Here is an 18,101-nt window from a genome sequence, read left to right as displayed (position 1 = left end):
CAATCGTATGATCAAACAGATCCAGCGAACGGCTTTTGGTTTTCGTAACTATCACCATTTAGTTTCACGGATCAAACTACAACAAATGCGCACCAAACCAAATAAAAAAACAGCATTAGAAGTTGCCTAACTTCTAACGCTGTAAAATTGGCTATCAACAGGATTTGACAGAGAGCCAAAATAAGTAAGCGGCCAGGACAAAAGTCCTGGCCGCTTACTGTTTCCGAACATTGCTCTAGAACGTGCGCCAAAAGTCTGGATTTACGTGCCTAACTACAGCTAATCCAAAACCGACTTTTGGCCCACTCCCACCATTTTTCAATTAATAGGTCATTGCCGCGTTATTTTGTGTTGCCGCCAACTTCCAAAAAGTTTTAGTTTTAATTTTGTTGTTACCAGAACCATCAAAAGGATCATTATAATAAAAATCATTTTGATCGTAGCCGGTTAATAAAATAGCATGGGCCGGAAAATCGTGTAAATATAGCCAAGCCACAACTGGCTTTCCTGAATGTAATGTCTGCTTAAGTGTCTTAATACTGGCACCTGACAAGTTTTTGAAGTGTCCTACCTTACTTTCAAAAAAGCTTTGCCACGCTGGTGGATACATTGTATAGCCTGTATCGTCGTAAGGATTTCCCCAAAAACCAGTATTTGGATCATCCGTATAGGGAATTTCTTGAGCAATTTCACTAGGAGAAATATTAACCTTCTTGTATTGCATTAGCATCGCAACCGCAGTGATCTCACAACCAGTGGGTAATTCAGGAAACTGATCAAGTGCCGGTGCCTTTAACTGAACTTGAGTCGCTCCTGCTTTTGTTTTAGCGGTCTGTTGAGCATCACTAATGGCCTGATTCACACCAGCCTTTTTTCTTGCGCGATCAATAGCAGCTTGCTTGGCTGTCTTGGCATCAGTCTTTTGCTTACTAGTAATTACTCCTGAAGTAGAACTTTGCGAGTTCTGGGCCCGTTTTTGATCCGTTGCGTGCGTGATAGAAAAAGCACCTGTAATCAAAGAAACAATGATAACCAGACTAAAAATAAGGCCTGCTTTAAATAAACGATACCGTCGTCTACGCATAAAATTATGTTGTTTTCGAGTCATCAAATTAAGCATCCCTATTCCTTCCGTTTTATTTAGCTTAGTAAAATAAATTTATGAAAACAAGCTAAAGGCGTAAAACGTCACAAAAAAATCTCATTTAATCGTGATGAAAGGTAATTTTACTAGGAGTGCTTGAAAGAGCAGTGCCTTCTTAAAGCGCCATAAATAATAGCTTAAAATTTTTCTCGTGATTTCACCATTGACGTTCATCCCAAGTTCGGCCATCAATTTCGCCCTGTGTTTGCTCAATCCTTTTTTCTTGTTCAGTAACCAGCTCGGCAAGTGCCCTAAATAAGGCCTGTTCCTCGTAATGTTCACTGGTAACGGCTAGTTCATTAATTTGCTGCTGCAACCAGTCATTCGTCATCATTTTCACTTGCTTTCATCATTTGAAGTGTCCATTGTAATTCATCAAGTTGTTCCTGCTGCGTCTCTAACTGCTCTAAAATTAGCGTTACTCGATCTTTCAGTTCTGGTTTTGCCGCAATCATTCGCTTTAATCGTTCGACAAACCAGCTCTCGCGTTCACTAAAGGCCGCCGAAACTGATAAGGTCAGGTATTGTTGATAAGCAATAAACAGTCGTTGCTTGGCCGACTCGCTTAAATGGGCAAATTGAGATAGCACAAAAGGTTGCAAATAAGTCATCTGTAGTTTGTGGGTAAGTGCTTGAAATGGCCGCAACAATTCAGAAATTGTGAATTGTTCGGCGCCACCTGCCTGATAGGCCTCGGCTTTAACGCCAGTACTGACAACGACACCTAATTCTTTACCGGCCAAGGAGCCTTTCACCTGTAAAACCTGCTCTTCCCAGATTTGTAAAATAGCCGGTGCGGAATACCAGTAAAGTGGAAATTGCAAAATAACACGATTGGCAACTAATAATAATTGGCGTTCCGCCGCCACGTTAATTGATTGCCGCTCATCTAAATAGTGCCAAGTGACGTCAGGCAATTGCGCGCCTGCCTTTAAAAAGGCCTGGGTAGCTGAATCTGCTAATTGGGGGTGAGCAACGATAATTAGTGTTTTCAAAATAAGTAGCTTCTTTCAAAAGATTTAAAATAATGATCCTGCGTATTTGGTAAACTTTTTTGTGAGTATAACACATCTTTTTTAAATATAATTAGCGTACAAAATGGCGGCCAACTACCCTTCTGATCATTTCTAAAATACTGTAGCATCTATAGATAGATTAGTTTAATAATTTTAAACGAAGGTGTGGCTACCCTAATTCAAACTACATTACTCAAAATGTAAAGGCCCTGCCACACTGATACTAAGTGGTAACCTAACTAATTTTGCTTTACAATATACGCTACAAGTACCCTTTGCAAAGGAGAATCAGTTATGCCCCAACCTTACCTTAACCAAATGACTCAAAATGGCTACCAACAAATCGAAGATAAAATCGAGACGTTAAAAAAGCAACGACCAGAACGTATTCGGATCTTACAAGCGGCACGTGCACTGGGGGATTTGTCAGAAAACGCTGAATACAGTGCCGCTAAGCGTGATTTACGTCACCTGGAAAGCCAGCTTCGTTTTTTAGATAAACAATTACAGTACGCCGAAATTGTGGCGCCAAAAACGACCGACAAAATTGAGTTAGGTAAATCCGTTACTATTCAATTTCTCGATGATAATAGTGAAGAAACCTTCCTAATTGTCGGCAAACAAGAGGCCGAAATGGCCGAAGTTACCCAAAATAAACTTTCCTTTGCCTCACCAATTGGCAAGGCCTTATTGAACAAATCCGCCGGGACAACTGTTACCGTTCAGGCACCGGCCAGCAGTTACCAGGTCAAAATCATCAAGGTTGATTGAAAACAACAACGCCAACATAGCATTCAATTAGCCTCTGTTCCGCTACACAAATAACACTTGAGGTCCACTGTGGCCGGAATGGAATCTATTCTGTTTTGTCTCGTTCCAGTTAAGTTTTAGCGTTCTGAAAACTAGCTAATAGTTTTAAATAGATTCACCACGATGCACTAGTATAGTAATGGCAATCGAAAGTAGCCTATTACGACGTTAAACAAAGGTAAATTGCTTTTTTACAATAAAAGAAAAGTGACTTAATCTATAAATTAAAATCACTAAGTAGATTGAGTCACTTTTGTCTATTTTGCCTTCATATCTTGACGCAGCGCGCGAAATGCAGCGTATAAATGTCCTAAAAGTAAAACTGCTAGTAAGATACTACAAACGCGCCAAAAGCCCGCGTACTGCGTTAAACTCGTGAACATAAATTCTAAAATAATAAGACCGGAAATAACTTCCATTAGCATTAATAACCAATGGCCCCACTTTTTTTGATTGGCGATAATAACAATCAAATAAAAGAATGAGACCGCAAATAATGACGACCACATCCCTGAGTTTGTTAATTGTTGGGGCTTAATTGCGCCGACAAGCAGAATAATTAAAGTATTAACCCAAGCGCCGATTGCCATTCTACTACTATGTAGCATTACTTTTACCTTCTTTATCTTTTCTTTTAGTATAAGCAAGCCACCGCAAAAATGAAACTAAGAAATGCAATAATCCTTTTTGAGCATTGGCCAAGTTTAGCAATAAGATACGTATACCGATCGTGGATAAACGTAGAAACCTGGGCGCTTTTCCAAATACTCCTTAGTTTCAGACCATAAGCGAGTTCAAATCGACTTGACAATTCCTTAATATTTTTATACACTGAATAACAATAATTTTAATCGAATGATTAAATTCAGAGAGAGTGGGCGAGGCTGAAATCCATTCAACTTTTATGGCGGTTGTTTTATATCGTTTGGCTACGTTAACGGCCGTTAAAGGCAATTCTTATGGATTGTGAATTTGGGTGGAACAGCGTTGCAAAGCGCCCCTAGTGCAGACCTCTGTACTAGGGGCGCTTTTTTATTACAAAACATAAAAAGATTTAATAGCTACGGGTAAGATCGCAAAATATTAGGAGGAAGTATAAATGAAAGAAGAACAGAAATTATCACGATCACTAAAAAGCCGCCATATTCAAATGATTGCAATTGGCGGCGCGATTGGTACCGGACTATTTCTTGGTTCAGGGAGTGCTATTCGCGCCGCTGGGCCATCAATCATTTTATCCTACCTCATCGTCGGTATTTTCTGTTTCTTTTTAATGCGCGCAATTGGTGAGCTGTTGCTTTCTGATACTAGCAAAAATTCATTCATTGATTTCGTTAAAGAATATCTCGGCGACCGCATGGAGTTCATTACCGGCTGGACCTACTGGTTTTGCTGGATCAGCCTAGCAATGGCAGATTTAACTGCCACCGGAATTTACGTTAAGTATTGGTTTCCTAACGTTCCCCAATGGATCACACCGTTTGTCATCATTCTCCTGTTGTTATTAGTTAATTTAGTGAACGTTGGCCTATTTGGCGAACTAGAATCTTGGTTCTCGCTGATTAAAGTCGTTGCCATCTTGGCCTTAGTTGTTGTCGGCGTTTTTCTGGCCATCATTCACTACCACGTTGGTAATTCCGTAGCTGGTTTTTCTAATTTAGTTAGCCACGGCGGTTTCTTTCCCACTGGTCCAATTGGTTTTCTAATGTCATTTCAAATGGTAGTTTTTGCCTTTGTTGGTATTGAAATGGTTGGCCTAACTGCCGGTGAAACAACCAATCCAGAAGTTAATTTACCAAAGGCCATCAATAGCCTACCGATCCGAATTGGACTCTTTTACATCGGTTCAATGATTGCCATTATGAGCGTCTACCCGTGGAATAAAATCACAACCACTTCTAGTCCCTTCGTTCAAGTATTCTCCGGCATTGGTATTGTTGGCGCCGCTGGAATTTTAAATTTCGTCGTTTTGACTGCTGCCATGTCCGCAACCAATAGTGCCTTATTCAGTACTAGCCGGACGCTACACGCACTAGCACGGGGGCATAACGCACCAGAACGTTTTGGCAAATTAGATCGACGCAGCGTCCCAAATCAGGCATTACAATTTTCATCGCTGATTCTATTTATCATTGTCATTTTAAACTATTTTATGCCGGCCAAGGTTTTCAACTTAGTCTCTGGTGTCTCAACCATTAATTTTGTTTTCGTTTGGTTGATCCTGCTTTGGTGCCACCTTAAATATCGGAAACAACACCTTGAAGGCAGTAGTAATTTTAAAATGCCTGGCTATCCTTTTACCGACTACCTGAGTTTGCTGTTTTTCATCTGCGTGTTGATTTTTCTTTTATTCATTCCTGATACACGAATTTCGTTATTAATTTCTCTAATCTGGTTTGTCTTAATGTTCATCGCCTACCACGTGCTTAAACGAAAATAGTGGCCTAAAAAAACAGCCTAAGATTTATTTTAAGAAAGACTTTTGCTCATTCTTTCTTAGAATAATCTTAGGCTGTTTTATTTTTGAAATATTTCAAGTTTATTTTTCAATTTTCTGTAATTTTTGGTTCTCGTCTAACTGTGACGTACCTGCTAAATGAATTCGCTGCAATAATACCATAACGGCCCACAATAAAATTAGTGCCACTAACGTAAAGGTTGCTAAAATTAACGTAACTTGCCCAATGGTTCGACCACCAAGCCCAGAAGTAATCGCCTCCCGGAAGCCCAAAATTGAGTACGTCATTGGCAAGAACCTATGAATGGCGTTAAAGAAACCATTGGTGACTTCCATTGGGAACGTACCACCAGAACCACCTAGTTGAAGCATCAGTAAAATCATTGCCAAGAAACGACCAGGATTATCTAGTGCCATTGAAAGAAACATGATGGTAAACATTGAAGCCAGTGCAAAAATAATCGCTATCAGATAAAAGGCCCCAACGTGGTCAACTTGTAGTCCAAACGCCATAATTAGTGTCGCTTCGATAATGGCCATTGCAACAGCAACCGCGGCACCAAGCGATACCTTGCTGAAAAACCAAGCAGTAGCCGATTTACCGGACATCGAAATTTTGCGAATTGGGTAAGCAAAATTAAAGACCAAGGCACCCACATAAAGTGCTAGAGAAAGTACGTACGGTGCTAAGGCGTGACCGTAGTTTGGAACATAGCTATAATTTTGGTGCTTTAAACTGGTTGGACTAGCAAACATGGCCGTCGTTTTTGGCGTTGTTTTAATCCCATTAACCTTCTTACTACCTGACTTAAGTGCAGTAGCCAACTGGGCAGCTCCTGTGTTCAGTTTAATATTTCCATCAATTAAATCAGTTGATTTAGCGTTTAACTGCCCTGTTCCTGAGGCTAACTGACCAACACCCGTAACCAATTGTGGTACCTGCTGGTTTAATTGCCCCAGTCCAGAAGCCAGTTGTTGCGCGCCGTTATTTAAGGTAGCTGAGTTAGCGTTTAATTGACTGGCACCACTGTTTAATGCCTGAACGCCACCCGTATATTGTTGAACGCCGCTAGAAAGCTGTTGTGCGCCACCATTTAAAGTACTAATACCAGTGACTAGTGGCGGTAACTGTTGCTGCATACTACCAATACCACCGGCCAGTTGGGTCGCACCGGAAGCCAAACTTCCTGAATTTTGCTTAAGCTGAGTGGCGCCAGCATTTGCAGCATCAACGCCCTTAGTGTAGGTAGTTGTGCCCGTCTCTAATTGATTGAGACTAGCCAATAATAATGACTGCTGACTACCTGGAACTTTTGCGTTAACCTGAGTATCTAATTGCTGTGTTCCAGCCGCTAATTGCTGCGTTGCTTTTTGTAAGTCATTTAATTTGGCCGGCATCGCAGCCAATAAAGTTTGATTTTCTTTCGTATTAAGCTGACTCATCAATGTATTGGTACTGGCCAGTAACGACTTGGCGGCCTGTAACTTTTCTTGTAATTCAGGCAACTGCTGGCCGAGACTGCTGACCTTTGTCAAAGTTGGTGCTAACGTTGTCAGTGTATTTTCAGCAGTTGTGAGTTGCTGCGCAAGGCCAGTCATCGTCGCTTGCGTTATCTTTAGTTCACTAGCCGTGCTAGTTGGACTAGTACCAGCCTCACGAGCAATAATTGCGGTTAATTTGGCCTTTGAGGCTTGATCTAAATCAGGATTAGCCACTAGGACGGCCTGAGCATCCTGTGCAGATTCTTTTGCATTTGCAGCAATTTGACCAAGACTACCCGTCATTGTTGTTTGCGCTTCAGTTGCCGCTGTTTGGAGTTTTGCTACTGAATCACTCAATCCAGTTAAATTAACCTTGGCCAACTGATTCATACCATTTAACAGATCTTGGGTTTGTGAACTGGCTAAACTTTGCTCCAAATTGGAACTTTGTTGCCGCAATGTCGTTAACTGCTGTGGATTTTTAGCCAAATTAAGTAGACCACTTGTAGCGAGTTGTTGATTAAGCTGGGCTACTTGGGTCGCCAATTCAGTATTGCCATCATTTAGGGCAGTCACTCCTGCTGGTAAATCTTTTAATGAATTCTTTAGCTCACTTGTACCACTACGCAATTGCTGTGAGTTCGTCGCGAGTTGCCCCAAACCTCCAGAAAGTGAGCCAACACCAGCAGTATATGCTTGGACACCACCAGAAAATTTTTGTGAGCCAGTTGCTAACTGATTAACACCACCAGTGAGCGCGCCGGTTTTACCATTTAGTAAAGCCGTCCCACCGGCCAATTGGGTTGCACCACTAGTCAGTTTACTTGAATTGGCATTTAATTGGCCGGCACCCGTACCTAGTTGCAAAACTCCAGCCGTGTATTTGTTTAGCCCTTTTGCCAAAGTGGCCGAGCCTGTTGCCAATTGCCCAGCGCCACTAGCTAATGGTTTAACGCTCATATTCAACGTTTGAACACCATCATTAACTTGCGAAACCGCAACGGTGTACTGCTTTAAACCGTCATTCATTGTGACTAAACCAGTATCCAGTTGGGAGGCCCCACCAGCGGCAGTGTGCATCCCCTTGCCAACAACGTGTAATTGATCAAACACGGCGCTAGCATACGCGTTAGTGACGGCCGCACGAATTTCCTTATCTAAGGAAGTTGCGCCAATCTGACTAATGACCTCACCGATATAATTTAAGGAATCATTTGTTTTATAAGTTAACTGCATCTTTTTGGGATTTTTATCCAAAAGTGTGGCGGCATTTTTAGAAAAATTCTTTGGTAATGTTACAACGGTATAATATTTTTTATCTTTCATTCCTTGCGCGGCCTTTTTTGCCGACACAAAACGCCAGCCAAGTTGGTTATTATTTTTCAGCTTAGTTACTGTCTGCTTACCAACGTTCAATGTCGCGCCATTATAATGAACTGGCCGATCTTTATTAACCACGGCAACTGGCAAATTCTGCGTGTTACCATAAGGATCCCAAACCGACTTCAAGAAAAATACACTGTAAAGTAACGGAATAAATGCCATGACAATAACAGAAAGCAAAATTAACCGATTCTTACGTACAAAACGCCACTCATTTTTAATCATTTCCCACATAGTTTACTGCTCCCTCACTTAAGCTACCCCAGCAACAATCTCGTAATGTCTGCACTAATTCCGGCCATGGCGTTCGTCCAACCATAAAAATAACTGAGCTTGTCATTTGGTTAACGACTGTGACCAACAAAAGCTCTGGAAGACCAGCCCGTAAAACACCACACTGCTGGCCTTTTTGAATGGTTTGTTTTAAAAAGGCAATCAATGCGGCCTGTTTGGCCAGAGTTACTGAATCCAAAATAGTGGCAAACTGATTACGCATAATGAAAGTCGCACTGCGCGGATCGTGTTGAAATAGCTGCAACGTTTTGTTGAACAAAAAATCAAACTGGACTTCACAAGACGCCTGCTGTGGGAAATTAATCATCAGCCTATATTTAATGGCCATAATAAGCTGCTGACAGATTTGATTAAATAGCGCTTGCTTACTGGGAAAATGCCGGTAAATCGTCCCAATACTCACCTTGGCTTCAAACGCTATCACTGGTAAACGTGTGCCATCATAGCCATCACGTGCAAAAATAGTAAATGCCGCATCTAAAATTTGGCGATAACGTTCATCTAACCCATTATCCATTAACAACCAGTTCCCATCTGGCATTCTTTTCACCCTTATTCCACACCTTTATAAACACTCTAATAGAAAGATTTAACGCCGTTAACGGCAACCTTGATAAAAGAAATGATCTGTTCCTTTGGTAAATCGTAATTACTTTTACGCCACCAAACAAAAGCACCCATAATAGCACCACTCAGTACATAAGCCAACATCTCCGGTTGATCAGTTCGCCGCAAGGTCTCGATTAATGCATCCTGCGATTTTGTATCACGCCGCGCTAACATAATCCGACTGATGACAGTTAAAACTTCCATATCAAGATAGTTTCGCCCGTTATTAACTGAAATGTTCCGAAATACTTCCTTGTGCGTGTCCACAAAATTAACGATTTGTTCAATAATATCGTCACTGTGTCCTTGATCCTTTAGTAGCTGATTGAGCATCATTGACATCGTTTGCTGTAATAAGTCGTATTTATCATTAAAATAACGGTAAAAACTGCTGCGATGCAATAACGCCTCCGCACAAATTTGCTCTACGGTCACTGCATCAAACGATGTCGTTTCCAGTACCTTAATTAGTGCATTTTCAAAATCCCTAACAGTTCGTGTAACTCGCATCTGCTTTCCTCCATAACTACCCTGTTGCTGGACTTAGCATAATTAATTAACGCTGTTTATCATACCAGTCCGACTATGAAACAAAAGATTTAAATTGATGTTTTTATCTTGCAACGGAACAGATAACCAAAAGTGTCTTAATTAACCCTTTACAACAAAAAAGCTCACCACAATCTTAATTGCAGACAAACAATTAAAATTGTGACGAGCTCTCAGAGTGTTTGAAAAAGCGGTTAGATTCTGAGGATTACTAACGTTGTCGATCGGACTAGGATGAACCAAAGTCCGAGACGCAGCCTAGTTCGCTAATAATCTTGATGCTACGAACGATGGCCATTCTTGTGGCGAAAGCTACGGAGCACAGTTATAAAGTCCATAACTGTGTTTCCTCGACTAAGTTCGTCTCGGTCACCGCAGGAAGCTGTTTTTTCCAACATGTTTCCACTAAATCAGTTAAAAAGTATTTTTCACTTTTTTATCTAAAATTCACGGTCTTTAAACACGCTTAATTTTACCAACCGCAATGGGCAGCGTTGTGTGCGCATCATAAGTCCCAACTGCGCCTTTAACACTAGCTGGCAATGCCATGCTATCCGGCACACCGTGAACATAAATAACGCGCTTATCCAACGCCAACTGTTGATCGTGGAAAACCTCACTGAATTTTTGCTGCATCTCAATTAGCGGTACAGCCACTTTGTAATTAAAATTACCTGCACTACCAGCAACTGGGTAAGTATCCGTTGGAATATTAATATCTTGTGGTCGATCATTAAATGGTACCATTGTTGTTCCGGAAACTTCCTCGGTCTCTGGTAAATCAATAAAACCATCATGATTTTTATCCTGCTTAATGGTTGCAATTTGTGCATCTGAACCATCGGCAAATCCATGGAAATGCATCCAGTGTTCTGTATTGGCGGGAACGTCAGTCATGTTAACTTCAATTATTAATTGATTGTTCATAATGGTCAGTGTTGCGTGACCTTTTGGCTTAATACCCAATTTATCACTATTCAGCGCGGTTAACTCCGCTTCATAAACAACCTTGTCGATTGCCATTTATTGTCAATCCTTTCCGATTAAAAATACGCTTTCATTTTAAATCTTAAACGCTTGTGCTTTAATTTACAAGCAACTATTTTTTTCGTATCCGCAGAAATATTTGGAAGTTACCTTCGTTAGTATTTTCCTGACTATTTTAGTGGAAACGTACTTAAAAACATTTTGCTAATCCGCTACAAACAATTAACTTTGTTAAAACCCGCCACTTAATTTATGATGTACTCATATAGATAGACGCAATAAAGGAGAAACTATTAGTATGAATACTAAAATTACTAACCGCTGGCTCACACTTGGTCTGATTCTAGTTGGCGCCAATCTGCGGCTACCAATTACGATGCTGCCACCCTTACTCACTAACTTAAAACAGACTTTAGGGTTACCGGCCTCACTGGCGGGTTTTCTGACAACTATTCCATTACTTATGTTTGCCCTTATTTCCCCGTTTGCGCCACGACTCAGTCAACGCCTTGGTAACGAAAAAGTTCTCTTTGGCTTTCTCATTTTATTGGCCGCTGGTAGTTATTTACGCGTTATTCCAACCATTTGGGCGTTAATGATTGGAACTGGCCTGATTGGAATCGGTATTGCTGGCGGCAATGTCCTACTCCCAGCAATTATTAAGGAACAATTTCCAGCAAAAATTGCGATTAAAACGACTGAATATACGGTTGCGATGGGGCTGATTGCTTCTTTAGGTACCGGCTTTTCTGGCCATTTAGCTAATAAAATTTCACTCATGGGTTCGATGGCCATACTTTCATTAGTTGGCTTGGCCGGCCTGTTCGTTTGGCTACTTAATTTGAAAAAAATGCCAAATCAAAATACGACTACCAAACTGCAAAACACTACCCATAAATCAGTGTGGCGGACCGGGTTGGCCTGGTGGATTACGTTATTCTTTGGCCTACAATCTTTACTTTATTATTCTTTATTGACCTGACTACCAACCTTATTTACCAGCGTTGGTTTTAGCACTATTCAGGCTGGTAATCTGGCGACCATTTTTCAAATCAGTCTCCTGCCTTTGTCCTTAGTGGTCCCTTTAATTTCCGAAAGGCCGCACGGAATGGCTGTTGTTGTAGCTTTTGTTGGTTTTGGCTTTATTGGTGGTGCCTGCGGGCTTTTGGCCGGCAGTCAATCCTTTGGCTGGTCCGCGCTATTTTCCTTATTAATGGGTGCTAGTTCTGGTGCGGCATTCAGTATTGCAATTATCTTTTTTCAAAAGAAAACCACTAACGCTACAGATACCGCAAATTTATCAGGGATGGCCCAATCTTTTGGCTACTTGCTAGCCGCCACTGGCCCAATTGCATTTGGTTTTCTAAAAACACAATTAGGCAGTTGGTTACCCATTATTTGGCTGGTTATCTGTTTATCGGTTTTATTAACCGGCGTTGGCGTTATTATTTTAACCCAGCAAACTTTATTTAAATCGGAAACGTTATCGTAAATAGTAAGCAAAAATAGCGGTGCTTACTAATTTGCCAAAGTTTCTGGATTTTTAAAGCACCGTTATTTTCCATGAAACTGCTAAAGTGAACTATATAACTTTAAAGCTATTGTAAAACCACTAACAATGCGTTATTTTAGTTCTGCAAATCTATTTTAGGAGACGCACTCATGCACTCACGTTCAAAAACAACTTCAAGGCTTCACATTAAGGATTTTTTAAAGCTAATTCAGCTGATTCAACCACGCTACTGGTTGTTTATTTGCGGCATACTACTAGGCGCGTTTGCTGCGGCCCTACAGCTTGCAGTTCCACTTCTAGCACGAAACATTCTCAACCAAATTCCGCACCATATAAATACTGGCTTTTTAATTGCGGTTATTCTATTGTTTGTTTTTAGTATTATTTTAGGTGCTTTTTCCGGAACCTCGCTTGGCGTTTTTGGTGAAGATGTTGTTTATCGATTACGCAACCGACTATGGAATAAGATTTTGGTTCTACCGATCAATTATTTAGATCAACATCAATCCGGCCAAATCGCATCACGGTTAACCAACGATTCAACCCAAGTTAAAGACCTGCTAGCGAACTCATTACCCCGAATGATCACTTCCATACTCCAACTTGTAGGCGCCATGCTTTTAATGTTGTTCATGGACTGGCGAATGACACTTATCATGTTCGTTGTTGTCCCACTCATTTTATTTTGTTTATTACCTGTATTCCGCCGATCTTACAGTGTAGCCCATAAACGTCAGAACGCCATAGCTTCATTAAACGCCAAGGTCAGTGAAGTATTGACCAAAATGCGTTTAGTGAAGTCCTCTGACGCAATGGCAACCGAAAAATTGAGTGGTGAAAAGCAAATGTCTAAACTTTACAAATTAGGCGTTCGTGAAGCAATTTATGACTCAATTGTGGGGCCAACCACCGGAGTGCTTATGCTCGCCCTCATAGTTGGCGTGCTTTCATACGGTGTCTTCCGCATTAGTCACGGCACGATGACTAGCGGAACTTTAATGGCCTTTCTAATGTATCTAGTTCAGTTAGTTGTTCCTTTTACCACACTTGGCCAGTTCTTATCCGACGTTGCTAAAACAGGCGGCTCGACTAGTAAAATTCAAGAATTACTTGATGTGGCCGAAGAAAGGACCAATGTTGGCGTTAAAGTTAATGCTAATGATAGGATCCTAGAAATGAATCACGTTTCTTTCTCTTATCAAACTGATCAAGAAATTTTACACGATGTTTCATTTAAGGCGGCACCAAATTCTGTCGTCGCATTTGTCGGCCCTTCTGGCAGCGGAAAAACAACCATTTTTAGCCTATTAGAACGCTTTTATCGGCCCGATACCGGTTCTATTACCATTGGTGACACTAACCTCACTGATTTAAATCTGGCCAATTGGCGCGATCAAATTGGTTTAGTTGGCCAAAACGCAGACACCATGACTGGCACCATCCGCTATAACCTAACTTACGGACTAAAAAAGCCCACCACCGATGAAGAACAGTGGCGAGCTTTAGAATTAGCGTACGCAAAAGATTTCGTATTAGAAATGCCAGCACAACTTGAAACCGAAATTGGTGAAAATGGCGTTAATATTTCCGGAGGCCAACGACAACGTTTATCAATTGCCCGTGCCTTCTTAAGGGACCCTCAGCTACTCATGCTTGATGAGGCAACCGCTAGCCTAGATCCTGAATCAGAAGTCATGGTTCAACGGGCGCTACAAGATCTCATGACCGGACGGACAACACTAATCATTGCTCACCGAATTAATACCATTATCGATGCGGACGAAATCTATTTTATCGAGAATGGACGCGTTAGTGGTCATGGTTCGCACAATGAATTAATAAAAAGTCATCCACTCTACCGGCAGTATTTTAACAATCAATTTGCAAAATCAGAAGAAGTCGAGCCAGTTACAGAGTAATCCGGTAACTGATTAAGTAACCCTTGGTACACTTCATAAAGGTCGTCATAGTCGTGAATTTTCATCCGCTGATGCACTTTATCAATTTCCCAGGGCTTAATTGATTCAGTATGAATAACGGGCCAAAATTTCCATTTCGCGGAAAAATGTTGAAACACGGTATCATTGACTCTGCCGTGCTGTTCATTATACCGCCGGTCCGTAATTCGTTTTAATTTTGAATATTTGTTAATGGCCGATTGATCTGGCATGATCATCGGTCTTTTTTTGCACAATTTACGACATTTTTCAAATAAATGAGTTTGCCTGATTAAATTCAGATTTAACAGTAAAACACCTGAATTGAGGTAGTCAAATTTACGCCATTGGTGATGAAAAAACCAGCGCCCATAATAATCTAGAGTGCCCACGATTTCAGTATTGACCAAAGATTGATGATAGAAATCATCGAATGGCCGTCGACAAAGGACATCCGCATCCAAATATAGAATTCGACCAGAAAGTTCAGGAATTTGATCTGCATAAAGACGTAACATGCTATATGGTGTAAACATCGTATGCGTGTTGGCGGTTGGTAAATAGGCATTATAGAGGGTGGTAATATCAATTCTAGTCACATCATTTTTCTCGTTATGCCGCGTTACAATTTCATTGATAAAATTGGCGTGTTTTTCCGTAAACTCAATCGTTTGGTGCTGTTTGTTTTGTAATTCAGCCGTTAATATATAAATTTCAAGAGGCTCAGATGTGTTCTTCAAAAGCGACAATACGGAAAGTAAAACGCCTCGAAACATTTGATCGTTGCCACAGTAAAGAATTTGGATAACAAACAGTCCCCTCCCAGTCAATAATGACTCACGTTCATGATAACTTTTTTCCTACGTGAGTCGATCCCGATTGTTAGTATAGCAGATATGGCGCAAATTTAACTTAGGGGAGGATTAAAATCAAGCTAGGAATGCTTGGAAAGGCCTTTGCATCAAGGACTATTTACATAGTGCTACAATTTGACTTGCAATATTATCACCAAACTAATAATTCTCGACTCTTTAACCCAATAACTACTTGCCTGTTTTTCAATTCAACGGCTAGGCACGGTTTTGATATTGAAGCGTTATATTTCTGTTTTCTTTGTAATTTTTATCGTAAATACATAAATTTGATTAGCGTTAAATTCAAACGATCTTTCACGGACTTTATTTTTGTTTCACGTGAAACAGGACATAACTCATTTATCTCAATCAAAACTTTCTGCATCAACTTTAACGGCCCCAGTCGTTTACCTAGCCATTGATGGTTTATGCGCCACATGCCGCAATTCCTGCTTGACTAATTATCAACTTATTTTTAATATGACAGATTGTAAAAATAAACCGCAATATTCAAAATAATTTCAATCCGGCCACGAGTAAATTTGACGAACCTTTTTATAACACTAATGATGATGACCTAATTCAAAGCAAACTAACTTATTCACGTTGCTAAAGTATGTTAGCTAAGTTATAAAAATATAGATAGGAGTGGTTTAGGGTTTGCTGCAGCCAGGATTTCCCCCACTCCGTCTGTATTTTTTATAGTCAATTACTTTGGTGTTCCAGTTGCGTGTTGGTATGACGGAATCAACACATCATCAATCAACGCAGTTAAATTTACTCTACTAACATTTTCATTAACAAATAGATGGTACCGAAGCCATTCGAATGGTAATAATTTTAAATCATTGGACATTTCAGTTGTTGCCAATTCACCACGTTCTTTAGCGCGCTTGAGCACCTGGTTAAGTGCACTAATATCAATTGCGGTCGCTTCATCGATCATCTTTTGGATAACTTCATTTTGTTGTTTACTCATACCATTAAAAAAAGTATTCGTGTAAGACTGGCCAAACGCATTCATACTAATAATAAAGCGTTGTAATAATTGCGATAAGTCCGCTCGCAAAGACGTTCCCGTCAACTTAAGTTCATCCATTCGGCCATGATTCTCCAGCTTAATTTTATCTTGAACGGCCGCAATGGCAAGTGAAAACGGTGAGTCCCAGCGCCGGTAAATCACTGGTTTACTGGTTCCAGCAGCTGTTGCAACTTTGGGGAAAGTTAACGCTGATAAACCATCATTTTCTAATATTTCGCGCGTTGCTTGATAAATTGCTTCTGTTAGTTCAGTTCCTCGCCGTCTTTTTTGCACCATTGCTTCGACCTCCTCAAAAAATAAGATACTTTAAGTTTCTTATTGACTTTTTCATTTCAAAGTGTATTATAGCACTCGTGTTCATAAGATACTAATAGTTTCTTATTTTACAGGAGGAAATAATATGCAGAAACAAAACGAGATTCCAAAATCTGTTTTAACGATCGCCTGGGTAGTTGTGCTTGGTGCCATGGCGCCTTTGCTTGACTCAACGATGATCAATATTGCCATCAATAATTTGGTTCATAGTTTCAACAGTTCGGTGCCCACCGTTCAATGGACGATTACTTGCTATTTACTAGCCACCGGGATCGCCGTACCGTTTTCTAGTTGGCTACTAAATAAATTTAACGGTAAATATGTTTTTATGGCTGGTGAAATTTTATTTGGCGTTGGTTCAATTTTATCGGCCATTTCGCCTAGTATCCAATTTTTAATCGGTGCTCGCTTAATTCAAGGATTTGCTGGTGGTCTAATTATGCCATTACTAACGACACTGTTAGTTCAAACGGCTGGACCTGAAATCATGGGTCGCATGATGGCAACCGTTGGCTTACCAATGATTTTAGGCCCACTATTGGGACCAGTCCTTGGTGGTGTTATTATTAAATTTCTATCGTGGCACTGGATTTTTTGGATTAATGTACCTGTCACTCTAGTCTCCCTAGGACTCATTATTTGGAAAATGCCAAATTATCCCGCACAAAATAAAACGGCGAAAATGGATTTTATTGGCATTCTACTTTTGATTGCTTCAACCAGCAGTATCATTTACGGTGTTGTGAAGGCAGCACATGCGGCCAATTTTAGTAATCACACGACAATTTCTTTTCTCACTACTGGATTAGTTACATTGATACTTTACATCGGCTGGGCATTTATTCGTAAAGATAAAGCTGTCTTACCAACGAAACTCTTCACGTTTAAGTCATTCGATGGCTCCATCATTGGTCTTTTCATTGCAGGAACCGTGCTCAATGGTGCAATGTTATTATTACCACTATTTTTTCAGAATGTTCGCGGTATGAGTGTGATTATGGCAGCTTTAGCCTTGGTTCCACAGGGACTAGGGATGCTCGTATCACGACCACTGACTGGCCGATTGACCGATAGTATTGGCGCTAAATATGTAGTTTTAGCAAGTGTCGTTATTACATTTGTAGGCACCCTACCATTTTTCTGGATTGATCAGCACACTTCATTTTGGATCATTGCCATTGTCCTATTCGTACGCGGTATCGGCGCCGGTGGAATCTTAATGCCGTTAATGGCCGATTCCTACACAGGAATGAAGGCTAATCAAGTGCCCGCTGCCACAATCGGCGCTCGGATTATTCAAAATATCGGGAGTGCTTTCGGTTCGGCAATCATCACAACTGCAGTTACCGTCTATTCAGCATCTCGAGTTAAAGCATTTGAAACTAGACTTGCTGCTGGAAAATATAATGTAGCGGCTAATCATTTACAATCATTTGCACACCAACATTTAGTTAATATTCGGCTTGAATCATTTCAGTACGGTTTTTTAATTATTTCGATTGCTGCCTTGATTATTATTTTACCGACCATATTGCTTTCTAATAAATTGAAAAGTACTAAATAAAAGTACTTGAAGTGAACACCTGGTATTGGACTAAAATAGCGGCCAAATCGGCTAGCGGGAATAAAATGGGTCTACACTTTCTGGTATTGGTGAATAACTAATACCGGTTTTTTGTCTGTTTTGAAAATCAGAAAAATAAAAAAG

The 18,101-nt window shown here is 40.5% G+C and carries 14 protein-coding genes and 1 pseudogene; 5 read left to right on the top strand and 10 right to left on the bottom strand.

Features of this window, described 5'->3' with window-relative positions:
* Positions 1 to 322 precede the first annotated feature (322 nt).
* The 3 genes from EKM61_RS09190 to EKM61_RS09185 all read right to left on the bottom strand — a co-directional run bounded on the left by EKM61_RS09190 (position 323) and on the right by EKM61_RS09185 (position 2,139).
* A complete protein-coding gene (locus EKM61_RS09190; protein ID WP_158234212.1) occupies positions 323 to 1,108 on the bottom strand; it encodes a C39 family peptidase in 786 nt (261 codons plus the stop codon).
* A gap of 193 nt (positions 1,109 to 1,301) precedes the next feature.
* Entirely contained in the window at positions 1,302 to 1,478 is a 177-nt protein-coding gene (locus EKM61_RS12075) for a hypothetical protein (protein ID WP_164505766.1), read from the bottom strand.
* The gene (locus EKM61_RS09185; protein WP_068225838.1) at positions 1,465 to 2,139 is read right to left on the bottom strand and encodes an NAD(P)H-dependent oxidoreductase; all 675 of its coding nucleotides are present in this window, start codon (positions 2,137 to 2,139) and stop codon (positions 1,465 to 1,467) included. Before EKM61_RS09185 ends, EKM61_RS12075 begins: the two co-directional genes overlap by 14 nt.
* A gap of 315 nt (positions 2,140 to 2,454) precedes the next feature.
* Here EKM61_RS09185 and greA point away from each other — a divergent pair, with 315 nt between their 5' ends.
* On the top strand, positions 2,455 to 2,931 hold the full coding sequence (greA, locus tag EKM61_RS09180) for a transcription elongation factor GreA (RefSeq protein WP_068225839.1): 477 nt from the start codon (positions 2,455 to 2,457) through the stop codon (positions 2,929 to 2,931).
* Positions 2,932 to 3,227: 296 nt separating this feature from the next.
* Here greA and EKM61_RS09175 read toward each other — a convergent pair whose 3' ends face one another.
* Positions 3,228 to 3,578, bottom strand: a complete 351-nt coding sequence (locus EKM61_RS09175) for a hypothetical protein (RefSeq protein WP_068225840.1) — start codon at positions 3,576 to 3,578, stop codon at positions 3,228 to 3,230.
* Positions 3,579 to 4,069: 491 nt separating this feature from the next.
* Between EKM61_RS09175 and EKM61_RS09170 the strand changes: the two genes are divergently transcribed.
* Positions 4,070 to 5,410 carry an amino acid permease gene (locus EKM61_RS09170; RefSeq protein WP_068225841.1) on the top strand — a complete coding sequence of 447 codons (1,341 nt, stop codon included), beginning with the start codon at positions 4,070 to 4,072 and terminating at the stop codon, positions 5,408 to 5,410.
* Between the two features lie 99 nt (positions 5,411 to 5,509).
* Here EKM61_RS09170 and EKM61_RS09165 read toward each other — a convergent pair whose 3' ends face one another.
* The 4 genes from EKM61_RS09165 to EKM61_RS09150 form a co-directional block, all read right to left on the bottom strand.
* Positions 5,510 to 8,527: a YhgE/Pip domain-containing protein gene (locus EKM61_RS09165; protein WP_404802801.1), complete on the bottom strand. Its 3,018-nt coding sequence runs from the start codon at positions 8,525 to 8,527 to the stop codon at positions 5,510 to 5,512.
* Positions 8,511 to 9,128 carry a TetR/AcrR family transcriptional regulator gene (locus EKM61_RS09160; RefSeq protein WP_068225842.1) on the bottom strand — a complete coding sequence of 206 codons (618 nt, stop codon included), beginning with the start codon at positions 9,126 to 9,128 and terminating at the stop codon, positions 8,511 to 8,513. Before EKM61_RS09160 ends, EKM61_RS09165 begins: the two co-directional genes overlap by 17 nt.
* 35 nt (positions 9,129 to 9,163) lie before the next feature.
* On the bottom strand, positions 9,164 to 9,706 hold the full coding sequence (locus EKM61_RS09155) for a TetR/AcrR family transcriptional regulator (RefSeq protein ID WP_068225843.1): 543 nt from the start codon (positions 9,704 to 9,706) through the stop codon (positions 9,164 to 9,166).
* A 495-nt stretch (positions 9,707 to 10,201) separates the two neighbouring features.
* The gene (locus tag EKM61_RS09150; RefSeq protein WP_068225844.1) at positions 10,202 to 10,768 is read right to left on the bottom strand and encodes a hypothetical protein; all 567 of its coding nucleotides are present in this window, start codon (positions 10,766 to 10,768) and stop codon (positions 10,202 to 10,204) included.
* Between the two features lie 262 nt (positions 10,769 to 11,030).
* On the opposite strand from EKM61_RS09150, the pseudogene EKM61_RS09145 reads away from it, so the two are divergent.
* Positions 11,031 to 12,224, top strand: a pseudogene (locus EKM61_RS09145) (MFS transporter).
* Between the two features lie 170 nt (positions 12,225 to 12,394).
* The gene (locus tag EKM61_RS09140) at positions 12,395 to 14,164 is read left to right on the top strand and encodes an ABC transporter ATP-binding protein (protein WP_068225846.1); all 1,770 of its coding nucleotides are present in this window, start codon (positions 12,395 to 12,397) and stop codon (positions 14,162 to 14,164) included.
* Here EKM61_RS09140 and EKM61_RS09135 read toward each other — a convergent pair.
* Together EKM61_RS09135 and EKM61_RS09130 are read right to left on the bottom strand one after the other, a co-directional pair.
* Complete coding sequence (locus EKM61_RS09135; protein ID WP_225359749.1) at positions 14,122 to 15,012, bottom strand: glycosyltransferase; 891 nt, start codon at positions 15,010 to 15,012, stop codon at positions 14,122 to 14,124. The two genes, EKM61_RS09140 and EKM61_RS09135, sit on opposite strands and share 43 nt — an antisense overlap.
* A 733-nt stretch (positions 15,013 to 15,745) precedes the next feature.
* Positions 15,746 to 16,354 (bottom strand): TetR/AcrR family transcriptional regulator, encoded by a 609-nt coding sequence (locus EKM61_RS09130; RefSeq protein WP_068377143.1) that lies wholly within the window; start codon positions 16,352 to 16,354, stop codon positions 15,746 to 15,748.
* Between the two features lie 124 nt (positions 16,355 to 16,478).
* Between EKM61_RS09130 and EKM61_RS09125 the strand changes: the two genes are divergently transcribed.
* Positions 16,479 to 17,957, top strand: coding sequence for an MDR family MFS transporter (locus tag EKM61_RS09125; RefSeq protein ID WP_068225849.1), 1,479 nt, complete (start codon positions 16,479 to 16,481; stop codon positions 17,955 to 17,957).
* The last annotated feature ends 144 nt before the right edge of the window (positions 17,958 to 18,101 follow it).

The organism is Loigolactobacillus backii (assembly GCF_003946275.1).
GTDB classification, from domain to species: Bacteria; Bacillota; Bacilli; order Lactobacillales; family Lactobacillaceae; genus Loigolactobacillus; species Loigolactobacillus backii.
This window is presented reverse-complemented; position numbering and strand designations above follow the sequence as displayed.

Excerpts from the sequence above, each read along its gene's own strand:
- EKM61_RS09190 (WP_158234212.1), bottom strand. The coding sequence starts at position 1,108 with ATGACTCGAAAACAACATAATTTTATGCGTAGACGACGGTATCGTTTA.
- EKM61_RS12075 (WP_164505766.1), bottom strand. The coding sequence starts at position 1,478 with ATGATGACGAATGACTGGTTGCAGCAGCAAATTAATGAACTAGCCGTT.
- greA (WP_068225839.1), top strand. The coding sequence starts at position 2,455 with ATGCCCCAACCTTACCTTAACCAAATGACTCAAAATGGCTACCAACAA.
- EKM61_RS09175 (WP_068225840.1), bottom strand. The coding sequence starts at position 3,578 with ATGCTACATAGTAGTAGAATGGCAATCGGCGCTTGGGTTAATACTTTA.
- EKM61_RS09170 (WP_068225841.1), top strand. The coding sequence starts at position 4,070 with ATGAAAGAAGAACAGAAATTATCACGATCACTAAAAAGCCGCCATATT.
- EKM61_RS09165 (WP_404802801.1), bottom strand. The coding sequence starts at position 8,527 with ATGTGGGAAATGATTAAAAATGAGTGGCGTTTTGTACGTAAGAATCGG.
- EKM61_RS09160 (WP_068225842.1), bottom strand. The coding sequence starts at position 9,128 with ATGCCAGATGGGAACTGGTTGTTAATGGATAATGGGTTAGATGAACGT.
- EKM61_RS09155 (WP_068225843.1), bottom strand. The coding sequence starts at position 9,706 with ATGCGAGTTACACGAACTGTTAGGGATTTTGAAAATGCACTAATTAAG.
- EKM61_RS09150 (WP_068225844.1), bottom strand. The coding sequence starts at position 10,768 with ATGGCAATCGACAAGGTTGTTTATGAAGCGGAGTTAACCGCGCTGAAT.
- EKM61_RS09140 (WP_068225846.1), top strand. The coding sequence starts at position 12,395 with ATGCACTCACGTTCAAAAACAACTTCAAGGCTTCACATTAAGGATTTT.
- EKM61_RS09130 (WP_068377143.1), bottom strand. The coding sequence starts at position 16,354 with ATGGTGCAAAAAAGACGGCGAGGAACTGAACTAACAGAAGCAATTTAT.
- EKM61_RS09125 (WP_068225849.1), top strand. The coding sequence starts at position 16,479 with ATGCAGAAACAAAACGAGATTCCAAAATCTGTTTTAACGATCGCCTGG.